Annotated in this window: 25 protein-coding genes; 12 read left to right on the plus strand and 13 right to left on the minus strand. The window is 52.7% G+C overall.

Annotated elements, in window-relative coordinates:
- Window positions 1-64: 64 nt before the first annotated feature.
- Window positions 65-1,669, minus strand: coding sequence for a carbamoyltransferase family protein (locus TON_RS02930; RefSeq protein ID WP_012571525.1), 1,605 nt, complete (start codon window positions 1,667-1,669; stop codon window positions 65-67).
- A 91-nt stretch (window positions 1,670-1,760) separates the two neighbouring features.
- Between TON_RS02930 and TON_RS02935 the strand changes: the two genes are divergently transcribed.
- On the plus strand, window positions 1,761-2,147 hold the full coding sequence (locus TON_RS02935; RefSeq protein ID WP_012571526.1) for a hypothetical protein: 387 nt from the start codon (window positions 1,761-1,763) through the stop codon (window positions 2,145-2,147).
- 77 nt (window positions 2,148-2,224) lie between these two features.
- Here TON_RS02935 and proS read toward each other — a convergent pair whose 3' ends face one another.
- Entirely contained in the window at window positions 2,225-3,673 is a 1,449-nt protein-coding gene (proS, locus tag TON_RS02940) for a proline--tRNA ligase (RefSeq protein ID WP_012571527.1), read from the minus strand.
- A 125-nt stretch (window positions 3,674-3,798) separates the two neighbouring features.
- On the opposite strand from proS, the gene TON_RS02945 reads away from it, so the two are divergent.
- From TON_RS02945 to TON_RS02955, 3 genes are read left to right on the plus strand one after another with little or no spacing between them, the layout of a single operon-like run.
- Window positions 3,799-4,800, plus strand: a complete 1,002-nt coding sequence (locus tag TON_RS02945) for a 2-hydroxyacid dehydrogenase (RefSeq protein ID WP_012571528.1) — start codon at window positions 3,799-3,801, stop codon at window positions 4,798-4,800.
- A 10-nt stretch (window positions 4,801-4,810) separates the two neighbouring features.
- Window positions 4,811-5,806: a M42 family metallopeptidase gene (locus TON_RS02950; RefSeq protein ID WP_012571529.1), complete on the plus strand. Its 996-nt coding sequence runs from the start codon at window positions 4,811-4,813 to the stop codon at window positions 5,804-5,806.
- 28 nt (window positions 5,807-5,834) lie between these two features.
- Window positions 5,835-6,599, plus strand: coding sequence for a sulfite exporter TauE/SafE family protein (locus TON_RS02955; protein WP_012571530.1), 765 nt, complete (start codon window positions 5,835-5,837; stop codon window positions 6,597-6,599).
- On the opposite strand, the gene TON_RS02960 is transcribed toward TON_RS02955, so the two are convergent.
- Window positions 6,584-7,102, minus strand: a complete 519-nt coding sequence (locus TON_RS02960) for a hypothetical protein (protein ID WP_012571531.1) — start codon at window positions 7,100-7,102, stop codon at window positions 6,584-6,586. The genes TON_RS02955 and TON_RS02960 overlap by 16 nt on opposite strands.
- 45 nt (window positions 7,103-7,147) lie before the next feature.
- Here TON_RS02960 and TON_RS02965 point away from each other — a divergent pair, with 45 nt between their 5' ends.
- The 6 genes from TON_RS02965 (at window position 7,148) to TON_RS02990 (ending at window position 12,769) form a co-directional block, all read left to right on the plus strand.
- Window positions 7,148-7,879, plus strand: a complete 732-nt coding sequence (locus TON_RS02965) for a sulfite exporter TauE/SafE family protein (RefSeq protein WP_012571532.1) — start codon at window positions 7,148-7,150, stop codon at window positions 7,877-7,879.
- A 37-nt stretch (window positions 7,880-7,916) separates the two neighbouring features.
- Window positions 7,917-8,147 (plus strand): hypothetical protein, encoded by a 231-nt coding sequence (locus tag TON_RS02970; protein WP_238516343.1) that lies wholly within the window; start codon window positions 7,917-7,919, stop codon window positions 8,145-8,147.
- A gap of 117 nt (window positions 8,148-8,264) precedes the next feature.
- The gene (locus tag TON_RS02975; RefSeq protein WP_238516345.1) at window positions 8,265-9,473 is read left to right on the plus strand and encodes a coiled-coil domain-containing protein; all 1,209 of its coding nucleotides are present in this window, start codon (window positions 8,265-8,267) and stop codon (window positions 9,471-9,473) included.
- A gap of 37 nt (window positions 9,474-9,510) precedes the next feature.
- A complete protein-coding gene (locus tag TON_RS02980; protein WP_012571535.1) occupies window positions 9,511-10,359 on the plus strand; it encodes a helix-turn-helix transcriptional regulator in 849 nt (282 codons plus the stop codon).
- 154 nt (window positions 10,360-10,513) lie between these two features.
- Window positions 10,514-11,755 (plus strand): hypothetical protein, encoded by a 1,242-nt coding sequence (locus TON_RS02985; protein WP_012571536.1) that lies wholly within the window; start codon window positions 10,514-10,516, stop codon window positions 11,753-11,755.
- Between the two features lie 60 nt (window positions 11,756-11,815).
- The gene (locus TON_RS02990) at window positions 11,816-12,769 is read left to right on the plus strand and encodes a helix-turn-helix transcriptional regulator (RefSeq protein WP_012571537.1); all 954 of its coding nucleotides are present in this window, start codon (window positions 11,816-11,818) and stop codon (window positions 12,767-12,769) included.
- A 7-nt stretch (window positions 12,770-12,776) separates the two neighbouring features.
- Here TON_RS02990 and metG read toward each other — a convergent pair whose 3' ends face one another.
- A complete protein-coding gene (gene metG, locus TON_RS02995; protein ID WP_012571538.1) occupies window positions 12,777-14,978 on the minus strand; it encodes a methionine--tRNA ligase in 2,202 nt (733 codons plus the stop codon).
- A 179-nt stretch (window positions 14,979-15,157) separates the two neighbouring features.
- Between metG and TON_RS03000 the strand changes: the two genes are divergently transcribed.
- Window positions 15,158-15,505: a 6-pyruvoyl trahydropterin synthase family protein gene (locus tag TON_RS03000; protein WP_012571539.1), complete on the plus strand. Its 348-nt coding sequence runs from the start codon at window positions 15,158-15,160 to the stop codon at window positions 15,503-15,505.
- On the opposite strand, the gene TON_RS03005 is transcribed toward TON_RS03000, so the two are convergent.
- The 9 genes from TON_RS03005 to TON_RS03045 all read right to left on the minus strand — a co-directional run bounded on the left by TON_RS03005 (window position 15,502) and on the right by TON_RS03045 (window position 22,541).
- The gene (locus TON_RS03005; protein ID WP_012571540.1) at window positions 15,502-15,972 is read right to left on the minus strand and encodes a DUF192 domain-containing protein; all 471 of its coding nucleotides are present in this window, start codon (window positions 15,970-15,972) and stop codon (window positions 15,502-15,504) included. The two genes, TON_RS03000 and TON_RS03005, sit on opposite strands and share 4 nt — an antisense overlap.
- A gap of 60 nt (window positions 15,973-16,032) precedes the next feature.
- A complete protein-coding gene (locus TON_RS03010; protein WP_012571541.1) occupies window positions 16,033-16,593 on the minus strand; it encodes a 2-oxoacid:ferredoxin oxidoreductase subunit gamma in 561 nt (186 codons plus the stop codon).
- Complete coding sequence (locus TON_RS03015) at window positions 16,590-17,435, minus strand: 2-oxoacid:ferredoxin oxidoreductase subunit beta (protein WP_012571542.1); 846 nt, start codon at window positions 17,433-17,435, stop codon at window positions 16,590-16,592. Before TON_RS03015 ends, TON_RS03010 begins: the two co-directional genes overlap by 4 nt.
- Complete coding sequence (locus tag TON_RS03020; RefSeq protein WP_012571543.1) at window positions 17,436-18,584, minus strand: 2-oxoacid:acceptor oxidoreductase subunit alpha; 1,149 nt, start codon at window positions 18,582-18,584, stop codon at window positions 17,436-17,438.
- A complete protein-coding gene (locus TON_RS03025; RefSeq protein WP_012571544.1) occupies window positions 18,581-19,093 on the minus strand; it encodes a 2-oxoacid:ferredoxin oxidoreductase subunit gamma in 513 nt (170 codons plus the stop codon). The genes TON_RS03020 and TON_RS03025 overlap by 4 nt, the downstream gene beginning before the upstream one ends.
- 5 nt (window positions 19,094-19,098) lie before the next feature.
- Window positions 19,099-19,953 carry a 2-oxoacid:ferredoxin oxidoreductase subunit beta gene (locus TON_RS03030; protein ID WP_012571545.1) on the minus strand — a complete coding sequence of 285 codons (855 nt, stop codon included), beginning with the start codon at window positions 19,951-19,953 and terminating at the stop codon, window positions 19,099-19,101.
- Window positions 19,953-21,143 carry a 2-oxoacid:acceptor oxidoreductase subunit alpha gene (locus tag TON_RS03035; protein WP_012571546.1) on the minus strand — a complete coding sequence of 397 codons (1,191 nt, stop codon included), beginning with the start codon at window positions 21,141-21,143 and terminating at the stop codon, window positions 19,953-19,955. Before TON_RS03035 ends, TON_RS03030 begins: the two co-directional genes overlap by 1 nt.
- A 3-nt stretch (window positions 21,144-21,146) precedes the next feature.
- Window positions 21,147-21,419 (minus strand): 2-oxoglutarate ferredoxin oxidoreductase subunit delta, encoded by a 273-nt coding sequence (locus TON_RS03040; RefSeq protein WP_012571547.1) that lies wholly within the window; start codon window positions 21,417-21,419, stop codon window positions 21,147-21,149.
- Window positions 21,420-21,569: 150 nt separating this feature from the next.
- Window positions 21,570-22,541, minus strand: coding sequence for an archaeosine biosynthesis radical SAM protein RaSEA (locus tag TON_RS03045; RefSeq protein WP_012571548.1), 972 nt, complete (start codon window positions 22,539-22,541; stop codon window positions 21,570-21,572).
- 61 nt (window positions 22,542-22,602) lie between these two features.
- Here TON_RS03045 and surE point away from each other — a divergent pair, with 61 nt between their 5' ends.
- Window positions 22,603-23,385 carry a 5'/3'-nucleotidase SurE gene (gene surE, locus TON_RS03050; protein WP_012571549.1) on the plus strand — a complete coding sequence of 261 codons (783 nt, stop codon included), beginning with the start codon at window positions 22,603-22,605 and terminating at the stop codon, window positions 23,383-23,385.
- The last annotated feature ends 17 nt before the right edge of the window (window positions 23,386-23,402 follow it).

Raw genomic sequence — 23,402 nt, forward strand, 5'->3', positions numbered from 1 at the left:
TTCTTCGGCCCAATGTTTATAACTTTACCTTGGCAAAAAGATGGACATCAAAGAATAGTAAATTTCATTGATGGACGACAAATCCCCCAAGAACCAGCACGTCCAACCCAGCCTTTCTGAAGCTTCCCAGCGCGTCCTTCGGCGAGCAGACTATTGGTTCACCGTGCATGTTGAAGCTGGTGTTTAATACCGCCCCAAGACCCGTTCTCCTCTCAAAGGCCTTTATGATGTCGTAGTAAACTGGGTTGAGCTCCCTCACAACGCTCTGCGGCCTCGTCGTCCCATCCACATGAACAACCGCTGGAGCTTCCCTTCTAAACTCCTCGCTCGCGGTGTAGCTCATCGTCATGAACCTGTTGGGCTCACCGTTGAGATCCGCCAGATACTCTCTCGCTCTCTCCTCGAGCATCGAAGGAGCAAATGGCTGGAAGACATCGCGCTTTAGGGCCACGTTGAGTCTCTCCTTAACTCCATCGTCCCTTGGGTCGGCTAAAATAGAGCGGTTGCCCAGGGCCCTTGGTCCAAACTCCATCCTTCCCTGGAAAAAGGCGACGATTTTTCTATCAACTAAGGAATCGGCGACGAAGCCCGGGACGTCGTCTACCTCCTCGAACTCGGCACCCTCCCTCCTCAGGAATCCCTCTACCTCGTCCTTTGAGTAGTCCGGCCCAAGGTAGACGTGCTCAAGCTTGAATGGTTTCCATTTGCTGTCAAGTCTCTCAAGCTGCGCCTTGACGAAGATTGCCGCTCCAAAAGCCAGTCCTCCATCGTCCATTGCCGGGAACACCCACAAGCTTGGGAAGAGCTTTCTCAAAATGGCGTTGGCCTTGACGTTCTGGGCAACTCCGCCGGCGTAGGCGAGCGGAAGACCGTACTCCTTCAGCTTGAGGCCTAGCTCGTCAATGAGCTTTTCGAGGTGTGCCTGAGCGCTGGCCGCTATCTCTATTGCCCTTCTTTGGAGTTCCCCGTCGAGCTTCCCGCGCTTCATCTGCCCTGCGATTTCTTTAGCCCTGCTCAAGGGATAGCTGAATAGCTCGGCCAGCTTCCTCGTAGCTTCAACGCCTATGAGTTTGAGGTGGTTGTCGAAGGTTAAACCGTTCAGCTCTATGATATTGCTCAAATCATAGGTGGGCCTTCCGTATGCTGCCAGGCTCATCACCTTGCCCTCGTGGCGCATTGGCTTAAAGCCAAGGAGCTCCGTAACAGATGCGTAGAAGTCGCCGAGGGAGTCTAGATAGGTGCTCTGGGCGATTTTAATCATCTCTCCATCTCTCGCGATATAGATTGATGAGCTCAACCCATCTCCAGCGGCGTCTATGCTCAGGGCTATAGCATCCTTCCAGCCGCTCGTGTAGTAGGCACTCGCAGAGTGAGCTAAGTGATGCTCAACGAAGAGAACTTTCCTCTTGAAATCCGGCCCGAAAATGACGTGCAGGTTGTTCTCAAGCTCTAAGAGCCGCTTCTGCTTCCGGAAGATGCCAGCAATGGCTATGATTTCAACTTCCTCGGGCGAAACACCCGCCATCTCGAGGACTTTCCTCACGCTGAGAGTTGGAAATCCTCGGTACTTCTTAACCCGGTTCAGCCTCTCTTCGTTAACCGCGAAGATACTCTCGCCGTCTATCAGCACAGCTCCCGCATCGTGGCCGTCGTGGATTCCCAAAATCATGGTTGTGCATTCGATGTTCGTTTTTTAAACATTAGGGGAGGGAAGAATTTAAAAGCCCTGCCGAATGAATACATTTGAAGGAGGTGGAACCATGAAGAGGGCCGTTGCACTCCTTGCGGTTCTGATGGTGGTGCTTGTCCCATTCGCGGGAGCCGCCAGTGCTACCGCTTGGAGCTATGAGAACTTCATCAAGCAGTCCATCGCCTGGTACTACCTCTACCAGAGCGATGAGGAGAAGTTCAACGAGCTCTACAACCTCAGCGTCCAGGCCAACGTCAGTAACGAGACACTCCAGCTCGCGATGGAGCTCTACACCAACGCCACCGCTGAGTTCGAGAAGGCGCTGATGTACGGCATTCCGGACGAGGGAAGGACCTTGCGCTGGGTTGTCTTCAGCGTCCACATCAGGAAGGCCTACCTCTACATCGAGCAGGCCATCGAGCTCCTTGAAGCCGTCATCGAGAACGAGAGTGCTTGATTTCGTCATATTTCCTTTTCTCAGCTGTTTTCTACTTGTGCTTCAAAAGCGAAGTGTAGGAGAATAGAAAGGAAAGCTCAGTATGTTCTGGCAAACCTGGCGATGAACTTGGCGTCTCTTCCGCAGACAGGGCACTTCTTGCCCTCGATGCCTTCCTTGGCCTTCTCCTCGGGATAGGGCGTTCCGAGCATCTTGGCGTCAAGCTCTTCCTCCATCTTCAGGCCGCACTCCTCCTCGCCACACCAGGGAATCTCAACTATTCCGCGCCTGTCCTCAAAGACTGCCTTGGCCTCCTCGATGGTGTCAACGCGCTTGATGTGGGTCCTGAGGAACTCTTCGGCCCTCTTGTGGAGGTTCTCGTGGATTTCGTCGAGGGTCCTCCTGACAGCCTCGACTATTCTATCCCTCTCAACAGTCTCCTTCGTGAGCGTGTCACGTCTCGCTAGAACTGCTTTCCTTCCTTCAACGTCTCTTGGGCCGACCTCTATTCTAAGCGGCACGCCTTTGAGCTCCCAGTCGTAGAACTTTCTGCCAGGCCTTATGTCGCGCTCGTCTACATGCACCCTCAGGCCAGCTGTTCTAAGCTCCTCTGCAATCTCGCGAGCGTAGGTGAATACATCTGCCCCTGCGTCTTTCTTTGGAATCGGAACAATGACGACCTGTATTGGAGCTATTGTGGGTGGCAGAACCATTCCCCTGTCGTCTCCATGGATTGCTATAACAGCTGCGAGAAGCCTCTCGCTCATTCCGAATGTCGTCTGGTGAACGTACTCGTGGTCACCGTTTTCGGTCTCATAGAGTATCTCGTAGGCCTTTGCGAAGTTCTGCCTGTAGTTGTGCATCGTTCCTATCTGAAGCGTTCTGCCGTCGGGCATCATTACTTCGGCACCGAGGGAATAGTAAGCTCCCGGGAACTTGTCCCAGTCGGGCCTCTTGGAGACGATGTATGGAATCGCAAGGAACTTGGCGAGGTTGTCGAATATCTCAAGATCCTCCTTTATCTGCCTCTCGGCATCCTCAAAGCTATCGTGAGCCGTGTGGGCCTCGAAGAACCTGCTGATTTCCCTGACACGGATGAGCGGCCTCGTGTGCTTGGTCTCGTAGCGGTAAGTGTTAACTATCTGGTAGACCTTGAATGGAAGGTCGGCATGTGAGCGAATCCAGAGAGCGAACATTGAGTACATTGCAGTCTCGCTCGTCGGCCTGAGGATGAGCTTGATGTCGAGGGGATCGTGACCGGCGTGGGTGACCCAGAAGACCTCCCCCTCAAAGCCCGCTATGTGTTCTGCCTCCTTCTGGAACTCGGTTTCAGGGATGAGTGCCGGGAAGAGAACCTCATCATGGCCGGTTCTTTCCATCTCGGCATGTATGAACCTCTCAATGTTGCGCATTATTTTAAGCCCGTACGGGAGCCAGATGTTCATTCCCTTGACAGGGTAACGCTTGTCCTGTATCCCGGCAGTTTCAATCAGCTCGTTGTACCACTCGCTGAACTCCTCGCTCCACTTCTTGCGCTCAACCTTCATCGACACCACCTAAAGTGAGAGGCCGAAAAAACTTTTTAAGCTTTCCCGGGGGGCAGCGGACATTCTGACAAACCTCGGGCAAAAACCTTAATAGTTCGTTTCGATAACCATCTTAAGGTGATATCATGAGGCCCAAGGTCTTGGTTCTTTTCAAGATAAAGAGCAAGCCTTTAGAGGAACTCAAAAAGCATGCGGATGTTGAGCTGCTCCTATATCCAAGTGTTGAGGAGCTCAAGGAGAAAATTGGGGAATTTGACGGGATAATTGTTTCTCCCCTAAACCCAATTCCGCGTGAAGTCATCGAGAGGGCCGAGAAGCTAAAAGTTATAAGTTGCCACTCCGCCGGCTACGACCACGTCGACGTGAAGGCCGCCACCGAGAGGGGAATATACGTCACAAAGGTTAGCGGTGTTCTAAGCGAGGCCGTCGCCGAGTTCGCCGTCGGGCTTATGATAGCCCTCCTAAGGAGGATAGTCTACACCGACAGGTTCATACGCGCTGGAAAGTGGGAGTCTCACAGGGTAATATGGAGTGGCTTCAAAGACATTGAGACAGTTTACGGCAAAACCGTCGGAATACTCGGCATGGGGGCGATAGGGAAGGCCATAGCGAGACGAGTCAAGGCGCTCGGTACGGAAGTGGTGTACTGGTCGCGCTCGAGGAAGAAAGACATCGAAGAAGAGGTTAACGCGAAGTACCTCTCGCTCGAGGAGGTTCTTAAGAGCGCTGACATCGTTGTTTTGGCCCTCCCTGCAACGCCGGAAACCTACCACATCATCAACGAGGAACGCCTAAAGCTCATGGAGGGGAAATACCTCGTCAACATCGGCCGCGGAAGTCTCGTGGATGAAGAAGCCCTCGTGAAGGCACTGAAAGAGGGAAAGCTGAAGGGCTACGCCACTGACGTCTTCGAGAGGGAGCCAGTTACCGAGCACGAGCTCTTCGGCATGGAGTGGGAGACTGTTCTAACGCCACACTACGCCGGTCTGAGCAGGGAAGCAATGGAGGATATGGGCTTTCGGGCTGTGGAGAACCTTCTCACTGTTCTTCGCGGTGAGGTTCCAGGGGACCTCGTTAATCGGGAGGTCCTAAAGGTCAGGCCGATTGAGGAGGTAAAGATGCTCTGAGGTGATGAAAATGCTCGTTGAAGAGCTGAGGGAGATAACTGCCATACCCGGTATTTCCGGCTACGAGGAGAAGGTTAGGGAGAAGCTCATGGAATGGCTTGAGCCCTACGCGGACTGCACCGTAGACACTATCGGAAACCTCATCGTAGAGCTGGGCGAGGGTGATCTTAAGGCCATCTTCATGGCTCACATGGACGAGATTGGGCTTCTGATTACGGGCATAACCCCCGATGGAAAGCTCCGCTTCAGGAAAATCGGTGGAATAGACGACCGCCTCCTCTACGGCAGGCACGTGGATGTAATCACCGAGAGCGGGAATCTCGACGGTGTTATAGGAGCTTTACCAGTCCATCTGAACCTTGAGAGGAAGTTCGATACGGTCCCATGGAACAGGCTCACCATTGACATCGGAGCGGAGAGCAAGGAAGAAGCCCTCGACATGGGAGTCAAGGTTCTGGACTATGCGGTCTTCAAGAAGCACTTCGCGGTGCTCAACAACCGCTATGTCTCGACTCGCTCCTTGGACGACCGCTTTGGTGTGGTTGCCCTTGTCGAGGCTATTAAGGACCTGGTCGACCACGACCTCAACGGCCGCTTCATCTTTGCCTTCACCGTCCAGGAGGAGATAGGCCTCAAGGGGGCCAAGTTCCTCGCGGAGCACTACTCTCCAAAGTACGCATTCGCCATCGATTCCTTTGCCTGCTGCTCCGAGCTGACTGGAGATGTGAAGCTCGGTGGCGGGGCGCTCATAAGGGCCGTGGACAACTCAGCGATTTACACTCGCAGGCTCGCTAGGAAGGTCTGGGAGATAGCGGAGAAGAACGATATATCTATTCAGATAGGTGTAACGGGTGGAGGAACGGACGCCTCTGTCTTCCAGAGCAAGAGCGAAGTTTTGGCCCTGAGCGTGCCCATAAAGTACCTCCACAGCGAGGTCGAGACGCTCCATTTGGGTGACCTTGAGGCACTGATAAAGCTCATAGAAGCGATAGCTTTCGAGCTGTGATAGACGCTGAGAAAACGGAGGTGATCAATTGCTCAAATATCTTGGCTATTTCACGGTTGGTGTGTTCATCGGAATCCTCGCGGCTCTCTTCGGCCTCGGTGGGGGCTTTCTGATAGTGCCGACACTTAACCTGCTTGGGGTTGAGATACACCACGCAGTGGGAACGTCCTCCGCTGCGGTTGTTTTTACCTCACTGAGCTCTGCCCTCGCATACTCAAGGCAGAAGAGGATACACTACAAGATCGGCCTTCTGCTCGCTAGCACCGCAGTGATTGGAGCATACATCGGAGCTTGGATGACGAGCTTCATAAGCGCTGGGATGCTTAAGGTCATCTTTGGAGCAACGCTCATCATAGTCGCAATCAGGATTTACCGCAAGAAAACGGCAGAGCCAACGGAAGTAAGGCTTGAAGACGTTAAAGTTGACTACAGGCTCGTCCCAATCGGCGGCTTCTTCGCTGGAATAGCAAGCGGCCTGCTCGGCGTTGGGGGAGGGATAATCAACGTGCCTTTCCTGACGTGGCTCGGTCTCCCGATACACTACGCGGTGGCCACTTCCAGCTTCGCCATAGTCTTCACAGCCACGGCTGGTGCCATAAAGCACTACACCCTCGGAAACGTTGAGCTCCACTGGCTCGTTCTCCTTATTCCGGGCTTGATAGTCGGCGCCCAGCTCGGGGCAAGGATTGCCAAGAGAACCAAGGCGAAGAACCTGAAGAACGCCTTCGCGGTCGTCATGGCTCTGCTTGCCCTGAGGATGATTCTGAAGGGGCTGGGTTATCCTGTGCCGTGAGGTCTCTCTGCCTTTCTTATCTTTACGTAGGAAACGCCGAGGAAAACAGCCAAGGCCACCGTAAGGAGCCACGCCACCAGCAATGGCCTATCGTAGGAGTAGTAGAGCTCCCCTGTGAGGGCGTAGGGCAGGGAAAGCGGGAGGAGCATTATCGATAACGTAAATCCGAGGACTCCCCCGATTACGAAAAACACCATGTTTTCACTGCCGTAATCCATCTTCTCTCCGAGAGCAAGCTCCGCACGGTAGCCGATTATGGCAGTTGAAACCACCAGAATCGCCGCCAGAAGAAGGTTCGGGGAACTCAGCTTTCCATTTTTCCACTCGTGCACGCCGTAGGTGAGCACCAGCAACAATCCACCTGCCGCGGAGCTGAGCCAGACCGAAAGGTCTTTGTAAAACCCGTAGGGAGCGTCCCAGTTGGCGAAGGCGATAGAGCCGGGATGGGTGAGGGCGAAGACAAGAACCACTAAAAGCCAGAACTTAAGTTCTGAGCTCCTCATAGAACCACCGGAGGATTTTTAACGCTCCCTCTAAAAAGAGTTTTTATGTTGAATTACCTCCTGGACTTCATCCTCGGCCTTGGCATTGGCCTCATAGCCGGCCTTTTTGGGGTTGGAGGGGGATTTCTCATAGTTCCTGCTCTCACGATACTCGGCCTCCCGATACACGTGGCCATAGGCACGAGTTTGATGTGCATAGTCCTCAGCTCCCTTTCCGCGGTAGCTATCCATGTAAGAAAGGGGACGATACTCTACAGGGTTGTCCTGATTAAAGAAGCCTTTTCGATTCCTGCCGCATTAATTGGAGCCTATATATCATCTTTACTTCCCGGAAGAATCCTTAAATTTGTTTTTGCCTTGCTTCTTGTCTATCTGTCATTTAGAATGTGGCGGGGTAGGGACACTTTCGAGTTTGAAGAGAAAGAGATTAAAACATCAAGGATCTCCGTCGTGGGGGTTGCCTCGGGACTAATGTCCGGTCTCCTGGGCATCAGCGGGGGAATTCTGAACGTCCCTTTGTTCCATGCCTACGTCGGAATCCCCATGAGGTATGCCGTTGGAACTTCGAGTCTGGCGCTCTTCTTCACCGCCCTTGCCGGTTCTCTCGGTCACTACCGCCTCGGTCAGGTTGACGTTCATACCGCACTCCTACTTGCCCCAGGTCTGCTTGTAGGGGCCAGAATCGGTGCCCTTTTGGTTCACAGACTTCACCCCTGCCACCTCAAGAGGGCCTTTTCCGCCCTTCTCATTATCGTGGCACTGAAGATGCTCTTCTAAGGCTCACGTTTATTAGCCTGTTGACAAACCATTAACGGTGGCAAAAATGGATGAGCTTTTCGAGGCTGTTAAGTCTGAGTACGGGGTTGAGATAAAGGATGAGCGTGATATGACCAATGTGTGGAAGCTCATCGAGGCACTCGAGGAGAAGGGCTGGGTAGTCTACATAATCACTGCGCTAAAGACAGAAAGCAAGTCGATGCATGGCACCCAAACTACGGAAGCTTATATGCTCAGTTTGGGGATATCCCAATGTTTGGAAGCATAATTGGGGGAATTTGTGCCACTGCTCTGCATATAAGGGATCTTGAGAAGAATGGAACGGTGTGAAACGTACTTTTCACAGGATTCCTCAAATAGGTTGAGCCAGTAGGTATGAACGGTGATGCCGATGGTAGGCACAAAGTGGGGGGCATTTGCCCTCGTCCTGTTACTGCTTGGAAGCGTCGTTCCACTGAGCATGGCCGAAGACAACGCCACTGCAAGCGATGCAACCCTTCTAGACAACAGCACCAGGGAGACGGTGATAGCGGAGCAGCTCATCAACCAGCTGCAGAGGCTTAGTAAGTTTGCCGAGGATAAGATAGAACCTATTAAGGACAAACTGTCCGAGAATTCCAGCATATTGGCCAACTATGAAACCGCAGAGGAATATAAGGGCAGGGCTATCAGTGAATACGAGGCTGGCGCTTATTATAACTCAATCCTGGACAGTCTGACGGCGATGCACTACTACAAGCTCGCCCTCTCGAGGCTTCAGGAAGCGGCAGATAGGGTTCAGGATCTCAGGGAGCGCATCAGGATCGAAACTGAGAGGATGATGGAGTACTTCCAGATGGTCGAGAAGACCATCAGGTTCGCCCAGAACCAGGGGGTCGACGTGAGCAACCTAACTCAGCTTTACAACGAGACCAAAGAGGCGTACAAACTCGTCCTCGATGATCTGAAGGCCGGGGACATAGAAAGGGCCAAGGCTGACTATGAATCCGCCAAGGAGAAGAAGGCCTTACTCGACGAGGAGCTGAGGAAGGTTCGTGAGGAGCTCGCCTATGCCAACGCAGATAAGATAGTTCGGGACTTCCTCATCAAGGGTGAGAAAGGAATAGAAATAGCCCAGCAGGCAATCGAGAAGGCCCAGGAGAACGGCTACAACGTCACCGGGCTTCAGGAGAGACTCGATGCCTTCGCCGCGGTCTACAATGAGGTGAAGGCCCTTGCCGACGAGGGCAGGTGGGAGGAGGCCCTCAAAGTAATGGACGAAAACAAGGAGACCATCAGAGAATTCCAAAAAGCTGCTGAGTTCATCAGAATGAAGGTCTACGAAAGGGAGCTCGAGGAGAAGCTCAAGGACGTGAGAGCGTTCCTTATGGAGATGGAGAACAGGATTGAAAAGGATGCCAAGGCGCTGGCCGAGCTCAAGAGGGAGGGCGTGGACACTACCTCTGCGGAGATTCAGCTGAAAGTCGCGGTGCAGGAGCTTAGGATCGGCGTTGAACTCCTTAAGGACAGGAAGCCGCTCCAGGCCAAGGCTCATTTCGCAATAGCCCTGAACATGCTCCACAAGGTCGACGAGTTTATCCTTGCCCATTCATGACCCTTTCCCTTTTCATTTGATTTGGAGGGATGCTTAAATGGAGAGGAAGTCGCTCGTGATATTCATGATAACGGCTCTTATTCTCGTTCCGGTGGTTAGTGGAGAGTATACCGTCTCGTCTCTGGTTCTGACCGTCTACGAGGACGGCTACGTTAAGGTTGAATACGAGCTCCTTCCCGCTGATTACGCCTCTCAAATTGAGGTTTCCCTCTTCGGAGAGCATTATGAGAACCTCTTTGTAGAGAATGAGAACGGGAACCCCCTGAACTTCCGGCTAGATAACGGCAACCTTTTGATTTACTCAGAGGATGCCCAGGTCGTCAGGGTCTCCTATTATACCCCCGACTTAACATCCAAGGATGGCATTGTCTGGACGCTCAAAGTTTCGTCTGAGAGTCCTTTCACCGTGGTTCTCCCGGAGAACTGCATAGTTGTTGACCTGAGCGACATTCCCCTCGAGATAGCGGGCAACTCCATAACTATGCCTCCAGGAAACCAGAGCGTCTCCTACACCCTCCAGTACACCGGAACTTCCGAGGAGAACTCGTCGAACTACCTCCTCATTGCTCTCTTCGTTGGTGTCGCCGTGATTGGGGGTATAGCCGTATACCTCCTCAGAAGGAAGGGCAGCGGGGGAATGGAAAGACCTAAGCTCACTCGCGAGGAGTTCGAGAAGAAGCTTGAGGGGCTCGAGCTAAACGATGAGGAAAAAAGGGCCCTGCTCTATATCTTCGACAAAGGCGGTAGGGCGAGTCAGGCGGAGGTACGGGAGGCCATTGGACTTCCCAAAACTACTGCCTGGAGGATGTTCAAGCGCCTGGAGCGGAAAGGGCTGGTGAAGGTTATAAAGGGCAGAAAGGAAAACTGGGTGGAGCTGAGGTTTTAACCAGAACATGAGTTTATTTGGCTTTGAAAGTTTATTTTTGTTCTTTCAATCTCTAATTCTCCCCATAGAAACGTGGAGAAACGTTCTGAAACACGAAAATTCCAGCGGGTTCCTAATATATTAGTCGTGCCTAGTCATTATCAAGGTGAGAGCCATGAAGATGAGTATGAAAACATTGTTGGTGCTCTTTATAGGGGCACTGATACCCCTTAGCACTGCAGCTTGGGCTGCCAGTGTAAACGCTACTGAGACCACCAACGTTACTGCATCAGCCAACGGAACCCTGCTAGTAAATGCTACCAACATGACCAACGTCACGAACACCACCAATACTGGCCTCCAGACAGCGGCGTATAACCTCCTGATTATAGTGGATAACGTCGCGAACTACACTGCTAATATGATAGCCGATCTCAACGTGAGTAACGTTACCTTGCCAAACTGGACATTGGAGGCATATTACCAAGCGGAGACAATGAGGAAAGAGGCGTGGGATCTTTACTATGCAGGAAATTATGAAGGGAGTATAAACGCATCGATGTCTGCACTAGAACTCTACAAGGAGGCAGTTGAAGAACTAATGGACTACTACACAGATCACCAGGAACACCAGATCGAGGAGCAATATGAGTATTATGAACTCATTACGGAGGCTAAGGAAGAACTCAATAGGGCAGCTGAATACTTCCCGTATGTTGAGAAGGTAATTGAGGAAGCTCAGGCTGAAGGCCTCAACGTTACCGCTGTTGTAGAGCTCTACAACCGGACAAAAGAGGCTTATCTAGTGGTTGCCCAAGACATCGCCAACACCGACGGCAACATAACGAAGCTTGAGAACGACCTTGATTATGCAGAAGAGCTCATGGACAAGCTCGAAGACGCCGTTGAGGAGCTGACCGAGCAGATAGTGGACGCCAAGGCAGAGGAGATAAGCTATGCCTTCATGGAAAAGCTCCAGGAACATATGAAGCTCATGCAGGAGTCAATGGCCATGCTTCAGAACTCTACTATCATCAACGCAACTTATCTGGCGGAAGACTTTGCGGAGTTGCAGATGATGTACGAACAGTTTACCCAGCTCGTTGAGAGTGGTCAGTACGAGGAAGCGCTTGATATGCTCCACGACATCAACGAAGAGCTCAAGGATATAGTCGAGGAAACCAAGGAGATTGAGAAAGAGATGCACGAAGAAAAGGAGCACGAGGATGAGTATGAGGACGACGAGAGCCACGACGACCAGAGTGAGGAGTACGAGGCAGACGACCAAAGTGGAGACTACGAGGAACATGATGATCACGAAAGCGACGATGGCCAGTATGATGACTCGGACGAGGGAAGTAGTAGCGACGACTACGAGGATGAGGACTACAGTGATGATGAAGAGGACGACGAATGAACGTCCCTTTTTTACTCATATTTTTTAAGGTGATTCTCTCAACTTCTCGGGGGTGTTGGGATGAAAACAAAGGCAGCGGCGGTACTCGCAATTGCAGTCATGCTCTTGCCCCTCGTCGCGGGGCAGTACACCATCACGTCCATCAGCATTACCGTATATGCCGATGGATACGTTAAGATAGTTGAGGTTATCCAGCCGGAGAACTATACTGTAAGCGTTACCATTCCCCTTCTTGCGGCCAACGTTGAGGGCCTAGTCGTTATTGATGAAAGGGGCAGTCCTTTACCCTATGAAATAAATGGTTCCACGCTCATCGTGTATTTTGAAAACGCCACAGGCATTAAGATAACCTACTACACCCCTGACCTGACCGTCAAGAACAGGGCCATATGGAGTGTCCGTGTTGGCTCAAATATACCTGTCAAAATAACTTTCCCCGAAAATGCTGTCATTGTTGACCTGAGCGACATCCCCCTCGAGATAAACGGCAACTCAATCGTCATGCCTGCGGGCAATCAGACGGTTTCCTATGTTCTGGAATATCTGCCAGCTGGGACAGAAACGGCCCAGACACAGACTACCCAGTCCATCTCGGAAACATCTGCCTCTGAAAGTTTCGTTAACTCCACCGCACCCTCAACCACTGGCTCGTCAACTGAAACCCCCTCGGGTAGCTCCACCAGCTGGGCGACGATTGGAATACTCGCTCTCCTTGCCCTCTCCATAAGCGGCTTCATATACCTGAAGAGTGGTAGGGAAGAGAGCGGATCGGCACCAAGCATCAGCAGGGAGGACTTTGAAAAGAGGCTCACGGAGTACGACTTGACAAAGGATGAGGAAAAAGCACTGCTTTATCTTTTCGACAGAGGCGGAAAGGCAAGGCAGTCCGAGGTCAGGGAGACGCTCGGAATCCCGAAGACAACTGCCTGGAGAATGTTCCAGAGGCTCGAAAAGCAGGGCCTTGTGAGGGTCTACAAGAAGAAGAGGGAAAACTGGGTGGAGCTCAGGCTTTGAGCTCCCCTCATCTTATTCTTGCCCCGAGCTTTACCTCCTTGTCCGGCATAAGCAGGGCAACGTTCTCGCCGTCGTCGGCAGCGAGGAGCATTCCCTGGCTCTCTATTCCCCTGAGCTTCTTGGGCTCGAGGTTGGCTATGATAACGACGTAGCGGTTGAGGAGGTCGTCCTTGCTGTAGTACTTCTTGAGTCCAGCGACGAGCTGCCTGACCTCATTACCGAGGTCAACCTTTACCACGTAGAGCTTGTCCGCGTTTGGGTGATCCTGCACATCAACAATCTTTCCAACCCTCAAGTCGAGCTTCATGAAGTCCTCGAACTTAACGTACTCCACTTTTCCACCCTCCTTTTTCTTCTCCTTTTTGGCCTTCTTCTCAAGCCTTTCGCCGTATATGCTCTTAAGGATTGCCATGGCCTCATCTTTACGCTTCTCGCCGAACCTCTCGAGGGCAACCTTAACGACGTCGTCCGTCCTGTAGTACTTGTCAAGGAGCAGCCTTGCGCTCTCAGGGTTGCCTCTGGCTATGTAGTTCACGATGAAGAATATTATGTCCTCATCAGTGACCTTTCTGAAGAGGATTTCCGCTCTCCTAACCCTGTGGCCTGCTGGAATCTCGATGAACTCCCAGCGCTTGGTCTCCTCGAGGTTGAGCAGGTGCCATATCTTCTCACTGGCATCCGGCAGGAACGGCTCGAGGAGCACTCCAAGGACCTTGACGATCTGGAGCGAGACATTAACAGTTGTTGCCGTCCTCTCGCGGTTTTCCTTGGCTGTCTTCCATGGCTTCTGGTAGTCGAAGTAGCGGTTGCCGAAGATTGCCAGCTCCATTACACGCCTGAGAGCGTCTTTGAAGCGGTAGGTGCTTATCAGCTCGCCCGTCTCTTTCAGAGCTTTCTCAATCTCCTCGAAGGCCTGCCTGTCCAGATCATCAAGCTCGCCCCTTTCGGGGACGACGCCGTCGAAGTAGCGGTTCACGAAGGTTAGAGCCCTGTGCACGAAGTTTCCGAGGTTGTTCACCAGCTCCTCGTTAATCTTTGTCTTGAAGTCGGCGAAGCTGAAGTCGCTGTCCCTCGTCTCGGGCATTATAGCGGTGAGGTAATAGCGGAGGTAGTCAGCCGGGAAGGCGTCGAGGAACTCGTGCACCCAGATGGCCCAGTTTCTGCTCGTTGAGAACTTCTTGCCTTCCAAGTTGAGGTACTCGTTGGCGGGGATGTCGTACGGAAGGAGCCACTCGGCCTCGGTTTCTTCTTCCTTGTACTTGCCGTAAGCCATCAGGAAAGCCGGCCAGAATATCGCGTGGAAGGGTATGTTGTCCTTGCCTATGAAGTGGATGACCTTTGTCCCTCCGTCAAGGTTGAGCCAGAACTTCTTCCACTCATTCTCCTTGCCTTCCCTCTTAAGGTGCTCGACGGTTATGCTGATGTACCCTATCGGCGCTTCAAACCAGACGTAGAGAACCTTGCCTTTGACGTCCTCGTCATCGAGCGGCACTGGAATGCCCCAGTTTAAATCTCTCGTTATGGCCCTCTCCTCAAGGCCCTCCTCAATCCAGCCGAGGACTGTGTTCTTGACGTTCGGCTTCCAGTGCTCCTGGCTTTGGACCCACTCCTTAAGCTTCTCGGCGAAATCCTGCATTTTTATGTAATAGTGAGCAGAGTCCCTGAAGGTTATTGGATTGCCGCAGATGTTGCAGCGCGGATTTATTAGCTCTTCCGGCGTGAGCGGATGGCCGCAGACCTCACACTGGTCTCCCCTCTGGTTCTCAGCACCGCAGTAGGGGCACGTGCCTATAACATACCTGTCCGGAAGAAACATCTTGTCGTGCTCACAGTAGGCCTGCTTGCTCACCTTTTTAATGAGGTGATCGTTCTCTAGAGCCTTGAGGAAAAAGTCTTGGCTTATGCGGTAGTGGACCGGCAGTTCAGTTCTGCCAAAGTAGTCGAAGCTTATCTTGGCCCTTTCAAAGGTCGTCTTGATGTGCTCGTGGTAGTAGTCGACTATCTCCCTTGGGCTTTTCCCCTCTTTGAGCGCTCTGAAGGTTATTGGTGTCCCGTGTTCATCGGTTCCACTGATGAAAATCACTTCCTCTCCCTTGAGCCTCAGATAGCGGACAAATATATCCGCAGGCAGATATGCTCCAGCAAGGTGTCCAGCATGAATCGGCCCGTTGGCGTAGGGAAGAGCGGAAGTCACCATGTATCTGACCATTTTAACCACCGCCACACCGTCGTTTTAGTCCCTTATAAGACCTGCGGATTTTAAGCATTACGGTGGGTTATTTTTAAAGGTCGAAAATATGTTGAGTTATACATAAATCGATCCCCAAAGGTTTTAGGGCGTTGACGCTAATTTGGATTTCGGATGGTAGGAAAGTCAGGGTGAGTAAAATGAAGTCCCGCATCATCGAACGCTTCAAATTTGAGGCGGCACATGCCGTTGTAATCGGCGGAAAGCCTGAGGAGATCCACGGCCACACTTTCTGGCTTGAGGTGGCGGTGGAAGGGCCGCTGAGGAACGGCTACGTTATGAACTTCCTTGAGCTGAGAAGAATAGTCAATGAAATCATCGAGAGGCTCGACCACAGGAACCTCAACGCCCTCTTTGAGAACCCGACGACTGAGAACGTCGCCCTCTGGATAGCGAAAGAGATTGAGAAGAGGCTCCCTAAGGATGTCAGACTCCAGAGGATAGTTCTCTTGGAAGGAGAGGGAAACGGAGTGGAGTTTGAGTTTTAAGCTTTCTCCGTCCTTATTTCCTTAACGCTCTCGGCAATCGCTATGCCGTTCGAGCCTTCAAAGGAAATCTTCTCCGGCAGCGAAATCTTTACAGGAACGGCCTTGTTTTTCTCCTCGGTTGGTGACCATCTTATTAAATCCCCTTCCTCAACCTCGAGGACGTTTATCATCCCAACCGGGCCCTCAATGATGTACCGGGCGGCCTTCTTAGGGACATAGACTCGCCACTTCCTGGCGGTCTTGAAATCCACCACGCGGCGGGAGGAGTCAAGCCAGATAACGTCGATATCACTCAGCATGAAGAACATGTGAATCGAAGCGTTAGCCCTCGTTTCGGCTGGCAATACAAAAACAAGCGCGTAGTTGATGTCTCTAACCAGCATTAGGCCTCTAAACCGCTTGAAGAACGTGTCTGCGAGCCTTACCCTTCCGTGCCATATCCTGCCCTTGGTCTCGTTTACGAGCATAGAACCAACTCTACTCCCCGGTTGATAAGTTTTTGGGAAATGAAAGAAAAATAGACGAACTCAGAGCTCGCCTTTCTTTGCTTTCTCACCGAGCTCAAAGCCTTTGTGGAGCGCCCTGAGGTTTATCTCCTCTGTCCCCTTTGGGACCGCGTCGAGGACGGCCTTTTCTATTGCTTCCCTGCTCACGACGTCCGTTAGGGCGACCAGCAGGCCAAGGGTGAGTATGTTCATTGTTAAACTAAGGCCGGTGGTTTCCTCCGCTGTTTCCGTTAGAGGGAGGGCGTAAACCTTCAGCTTCTTCTCGAACTCCTCATCGCGGTGCGGCACGAGGTCGCTCTCGACTATTATTGTGGCTCCTTCCTTGACGGTGTGGAGGTACTTGCTGTAGGCCTCCTGGGAGAAGAAGACCGCACAGTCCGGGTGGATGGTCTTGGGATAGTCGATCGGCTCGTCACTTATCACCACCTCAGCCCTGCTCGCTCCACCCCTTGACTCCGGCCCGTACGCCTGCGTCTGAACCGCGTAGAGGTTCTCATAAACGGCAGCGGCTCTGCCAAGGATGACGCTGGCGAGGATAACACCTTGGCCGCCGAAACCGCTGAAGAGGATTTCCTTCCTCATTCTTCCCACCCCATCATCCTCTTGGCCCTCTTCTTGTACTCCTCGTACTCTCTAACGAGACCCGGCCTGTCCCTGTCGGCGAACTCGCCGATGACGATCTTGCCCTCGAGCTCTTCCGGAGACATATTCTTGGCCTTGCTTATCGGTACGGTTATCTTCTGATACCAGCGGAGCAGTTCTGGAGACGTCTTCATCCTGTTCCTCCTTCCGAAGCTTATAGGACACGGCGAGAGGAATTCAACGAGCGTAAAGCCCTCCTTTTGAAGTGCCTTCTTGATGCTGTTGATTCCCTGGAGGTAGTTGAAGACGCTCCAGCGGGCGACGTAGTTGGCCCCTGCTGAAACGGCGAGATCCGCTATATCAAAGGGGTTCTCGAACTGACCGTAGGGAGCAGTAGTTCCACGCAAGCCTTTGAGGGCTGTAGGGGCCACCTGGCCGCCCGTCATTCCGTAGGTGAAGTTGTTGATGAGTATCACCGTGACATCGAGGTTCCTCCTTATGGCATGGATGAAGTGGTTTCCTCCGATAGCTGCCGCGTCACCGTCACCCATGAAGGCGATTATCTTGAGCTTTGGATTGGCGAGCTTTATACCCGTGGCAAACGCTAAGGCCCTTCCGTGGGTTGTGTGCAGCCCATCGAAATTGACGAATCCCGGAACGCGGGAGGAACATCCTATACCGCTGACCCAGACTATCTCGTCCGGGTTGAGGCCGAGGTCGTCTATGGCTCTGAGCGTGTACTGCAGGGCCGAGCCTATTCCACAACCCGGACAGAATATCGTCGGGAGCATGTCCTTTCTCAAGTATTTATCGCGAATCTCGTAAGCGGACTTCAGGTACATTCAGCCCACCACCTTCTCGACTATCTCCATCGGAGTGTGAACCTCGCCGCCAATCTTGCTTATCAGCTCGACCTCGGCTTTCCCGTCTGCTCCCTCCCTGACAAGGTGGTAGAGCTGTCCGAGGTTCATCTCCGGCACGTATATCTTCTTCACGCGCTCCGCCAGCTCTTCAATCATGTCGAAGTCAAAGGGCCAGATGGTGTTGAGCTTGAGCAGGCCTGCTTTGATGCCCCTCTCGCGCAGTAACTTGACCGCTCTGATGGCTGAACGGGCGACTATTCCAGTGGTGATTATTGCTATCTCCGCATCATCAAGCGCGTAGGTCTCGTAGGAGATTATGTCATGCTTGTTGTTCTCAATTTTGCCGATTATCCTCCTGATGAGCCTCTCGTGGACTTCAGCATCAACGGTCTTTGGTCTTCCACGCTCATCGTGGGTTAAACCGGTGACGTAGGTGCGGTAGCCCCTGCCGAATATCGGCATCGGTGGAACTCCATCGCCGTGGATGTCTCCAAAGGGGTACTTTGCCTCCTCCTCGGTGGCGGGAAGCTTTCTCTCAACGATCTCAATCTCTTCGGGGACTGGAATGTAAACCCTCTCGCGCATGTGGGCTATCTCAGCGTCGGTAAGGAGGACCACTGGAGTTCTGTACTTCTCAGCCAAGTTGAAGGCTCTTATCGTCATGTCGAAGGCTTCCTGAACGGTTGACGGGCTGAGAACGATTAGGCTGTGGTCGCCGTGAGTGCCCCATATTGCCTGCATTATGTCGCCCTGTGCAGCTAACGTCGGCTGACCCGTGCTCGGACCACTTCTCTGGACGTCGACAACGACTATCGGTGTTTCCGTCATCACAGCATATCCAAGGTTCTCCTGCATGAGCGAGAAGCCAGGGCCGCTCGTTGCAGTCATGGCCTTAGCCCCTGCCCAAGATGCGCCAATTATAGCGGCGATACTTGCTATTTCGTCCTCCATCTGTATGCTCACTCCATCGACGAGCGGCATGTAGAGGGCCATGGCCTCAAAAATCTCGCTCGCGGGAGTTATTGGATAGCCAGCGTAAAAGCGGCAGCCTGCCAAGATAGCTGCTCTTGCTATGGCTTCATCACCCTGGATGAAGTCGCTCTTACCGACAGGAAACGGGTATCTCATTTCAATCCCTCCTCATAGCCGGCATTGAATGCCTTGATGTTTATCTCCTCCGTCCCCTTCGGGACGCGCCTCTTTATGGCCTCTTCCACGTTTTCCTTTTTCACAACACCGGTCTTCGCGACCAGATAGCCAAGGGCTACCATGTTAACAGTCAAAGCGAGCCCGGTGTTCTCCTCGGCCAGGCGCGTGAAGGGGGCACCGATGTAATCCTTATCAGGCTTGACAAGGTCAGTGTCGATGATGAGAATGCCATCTTCCTTCAGCTCCTCCTTAACGGTGTCGTAGCCGAGCCGGTGAAGGGCAACCAGAACGTCAGCCTTGGTGACAATGACATCGTAAATTGGCTCCTTTGAGATGATGACGTCCGCTATGGAGTGACCGCCGCGGGAGGCCGAGCTGTAGTCCTGCGTTTGAAGAACGTTCAGACCCTCAATCGCGGCCGCCTCGCCAAGGATAACACCGGCCAGGACGACACCCTGGCCGCCTATGCCTGCGAACCTAATCTGCATGGCTCTCACTCCCCCTTAAGGCCGAAATGCTCCTGGACTTCATCAATAAGCTTGTTCAGCTCTTCGGTGAACTCGGGCCTCTGTCTGTTGATTATCTCGCCGATGATGAACTTGCCCTCAAGCTCTTCCGGTGACATCTTCTTAGCTTTGCCCACGGGGACGCTGTTCTTGAGGAACCAGCGGAGCATCTCTGCCGGCTCCTTCATCTTGTTCCTCCTTCCGTACTGGACAGGACACTGGGAAATGACCTCGACGAGGGAGAATCCCTTAACCTGGAGGGCTTTCTTAATGCTCTCTATGAGCTGGTAGACGTGGGCGGTAGTCCACCTTGCCACGTATGAAGCTCCAGCGGCAGCAACAGTCTCGGAGATCTGGAGTGGGTGCTCTATGTTTCTGTACGGGCTGGTGGTGGTCTTTGCCCCAAAGGGTGTCGTCGGAGCCACCTGGCCGCCGGTCATTCCGTAGATGAAGTTGTTGACGAGGATTACCGTTATGTCTATGTTCCTCCTCGCGGCGTGGAGGAGATGGTTTCCGCCTATGCTGGCCAGATCACCGTCGCCACTTATGACGACGACCTTCTTGTCCGGCAAACCGACCTTAACTCCCGTCGCGAAGGCTATTGCCCTCCCGTGAGTCGTGTGAAGGGTGTCGGCTAGGAAGTAGGGAGAAGCAATCCATGCGGAACATCCTATACCGCTGACGACGACCAAATCCTTCGGGTCTATCCTAAGCTGGTCAACTGCATTTGCAAAGGCGTTGAGAACGGTTCCGCCACCACATCCTGGACAGAGGGCTGTGGGCAGGGCCTCCTTACGGAGATATTTGACCATCGGATAAGTGGAATAGATTTCCTTTGCCATCAGGCAACACCCCTTATCTCGCGCAGGATTTCCTCAACGGTCAGAGGAACACCGCCTATCTTGTTCACGCCTTTGAGAAGAACGTCGTCGTTGACGAAGCGCTGGACTTCAAGGATTAGCTGGCCAAGGTTCATCTCGGGAACAAGTATTGCGCGAACCTTCTTTCCGAGCTCTTTTATTCTCTTCCCCGGGAACGGGTGGACGGTCTTCGGAACGAAGAGGCCGACCCTTGTTCCTTCCTCCCTGGCTTTCAGTACCGCTCCGAGTGAGGGCCTCGCGGTAACGCCCCAGCTGACGACGAGTATCTCGGCATCATCCGTAAAGTACTCCTCGTATTTCTCATAAACGTGCTTATTCTGCTCTATCTTCCTGTGAATTCTTCTCACGAGCCTGTCGTGAACTTCCGGAGTGTAAACGTCCCTAAGACCGTTCTCCTTGTGTGTGGAGCCGGTTACATGGGTGAAGTAGCCGTGGCCGAAGAGGGGCATCGGTGGGACACCATCGCCGTGCGGGTCTCCGAAGGGAAGCTTTGCTTCTTCCTCATTCTTTGGCAGTTTGCGGTAGGTTATCTCGATTTCTTCCACGTCGGGGATCTTTATCTGTTCCCTCGTGTGGGCAAGAACACCGTCGAAGAGCACAACAACCGGGGTTCTGAGCTTCTCGGAGATGTTAAAAGCCCTCACAGTTTCCCAGAAGGCGTCTTCAACACTTATCGGTGAGACGGCAACTATCGGGTGGTCTCCGTGAGTTCCCCATCTCGCCTGGAAGAAGTCACCCTGAGCACCCTTGGTGGCCTGCCCCGTGCTTGGACCGCTTCTCTGAACGTCAACCAGAACGAGGGGAGTCTCCGTCATTACTGCGTAGCCGAGGTTTTCCTGCATGAGCGAGAATCCTGGTCCAGCCGTTGCGGTCATGACCTTGAATCCAGTCCAAGAAGCCCCTACCATTGCAGCAATGCTTCCGATTTCATCCTCCATCTGAAGGTAGTAGCCGCCAAGCTTGGGCAGCTCTCTTGCCATCGTCTCGGCTATCTCGCTTGAGGGAGTGATCGGATATCCTGCGTAAAAACGACAGCCTGCAAAGAGCGCACCGTATGCAACGGCCTCGTTGCCCTGCAAGAAGTAGTTGCCCGGCTTGTAAAGCCTCTTCAAAAGCCTGAGCTGTTCAGGCTCATCACCTCGGATTATCATGAGTCACCACCTTACTGCTATGGCAAAGTCCGGGCAGAGAAGCTCACAGAGCTTACATTTAACACACTTCTCGGCGTGCACGGGAACCGGATAGTGAACTCCCTTTTCGCTCAGCTCCTTACTCCACTCAAAGACCTTCCTGGGGCACATTTCAACACAGATTCCACAGCCCTTGCACAGAAAAGTATCAACATTGATTTCCACAACATCCTCAGCCCTTCCAACCACGAGGTAACCATCCCTTTCAACCACGGTTTTCCCTTCGACGTTTGCCATAATCATCACCCACGATTTGTTAAACCCGTTTACGTATGTAAACATTTAAAGCTTTCGTGGAGGTACATCTATGATCATCAAAGAAGCCCGACGGACATTAAAAATGAGTCGAAAAGAGCGCATAAAAAGCATTTTAAAAACGAAATCCATTCACCACGTCATCAACTGCCAGTCGAGGAGACCGTTCTCGACTATGTACTCCCATCTCTCCCTGCACTCGGGCTTGAGGTTCTCGATGTATTTGAGATCCTGCGTTGCGGAGAACTTCTTTATCGCTCTGCCTATCTGTCTGTCGTAGTCGGTGAGGCAGTTGTGGGGGCCACGTCTCGAACCCGCTCCAACAGGGTCGCTCAGGATTCTCTTGTCTGGGAAGCGCTTCTTTGCCCACAGGAGTATCTCCACCGCACTCCAGAGCCAGGGCGGGCGGTATTCACCCTTCTCCCAGAGTCTCTCATAGAGCGTCCCTTTCTGGATGTCAGTGATATTTATGGAAAAGGTGTCCGTGTAGGGCTCGGCTTTTATGATGCTCGCCTTGACGTCCTCTATGCCGTCGCGCTCACTAAGGAAGATCGTCTTCAGGAGGAGGTACGTTTTCACCTTCGCACCCGCTTCGTGTGTTATCTCTGCAGCCTTAACGAAGTCGTCGAAGGTGTTGCCTTTGTTTATTGAAACGTCGGCTATGTCATCGTTGGCGGTTTCGAGCCCTATGGCTACCTCAAAATGCTTGTCTGGAACTATCTCTGCGAGCTCTCTAACCGCGTCGTAGCGAACAAGTTCGCTCCTGCTCTCTATCACAATCTCTTCTACATTCTCCATTCCCGCAAGAATCTCGAAGATTTTTCTCCTCGTTTCAGGCTTTAGCTCGCCGTTGTCAAGGAATGAACCTGAGGTGAACATCCTCACTGCAACCCTCTTCCTGCCCTCTACCTTCTTTAAGGCCTCTCTAACGTAATCGACTAGGGCATCCTGGCTCCATCTAACCTTTGGAGCTGCCGTTGGGTATGCGCACATGTAGCAGGCCTGGCCTATCCTAAAGCGATAGCAGCCTATCGTGGGCAGGATTATGAAGAGTGCAGTCCCGGGCTTTCCAGCAACGTTGTCCTCACTCGTCCAGTACGTCATCTTTTAACACCAGCTTAGGCTGGAAATCAAGGTTTTTAAAGGTGAGGCCTTAGTTCATAGTATGCCCAGGATACTCATAACTAACGATGACGGAATTTATTCAAAAGGCATCCGTGCCGCTGTAGAGGCCGTTAAAGACCTTGGAGAGGTTTATGTCGTCGCTCCCCTCTTCCAGAGGAGCGCCAGCGGAAGAGCCATGACGCTTCACAAGCCGCTGAGGGCAAAGCTTGTGAACGTGCCGGGGGCAAAGGTTGCCTACGGCCTAGACGGCATGCCCGTTGATTGCGTCATCTTTGCTCTCGCAAGGTTCACCCACTTCGACCTGGCGATAAGCGGTATCAACCTCGGAGAGAACCTGAGCACAGAGATAACAGTCTCCGGAACGGCCTCCGCTGCCATAGAAACCGCCACCCATGGGATTCCCAGCATAGCGATAAGCCTCGAGGTCGACTGGAGAAAGACCCTCAGCGAGGGCGAGGGGATAGACTTCTCAGTTGCGTCGCACTTCCTGAGGAGAATAACCAGGACCGTCCTCGAGAAGGGCCTTCCAAAGGGCGTTGACATGCTCAACGTGAACATCCCGAACGATGCCACCCCGGAGACGGGGATAAAAGTGACGAGGCTCGCGAGGAGAAGGTACCGGCCAACCATTGAGGAGCGCATCGACCCAAGGGGATATCCTTACTACTGGATAGTCGGCAGGAAGTGCGAGAAGTTCGAGCCCGGGACGGATGCTTACACCCTAAAGGTGGAGAGGAAGGTCAGCGTGACGCCGATAAACATAGACATGACAGCGGGGGTTGACTTGAAAGAGGTTGAGAGGCTGCTGAGATCAGGCTTATAATCGAATGGTCAAATGAG

Source organism: Thermococcus onnurineus NA1 (genome assembly GCF_000018365.1).
GTDB classification, from domain to species: Archaea; Methanobacteriota_B; Thermococci; order Thermococcales; family Thermococcaceae; genus Thermococcus; species Thermococcus onnurineus.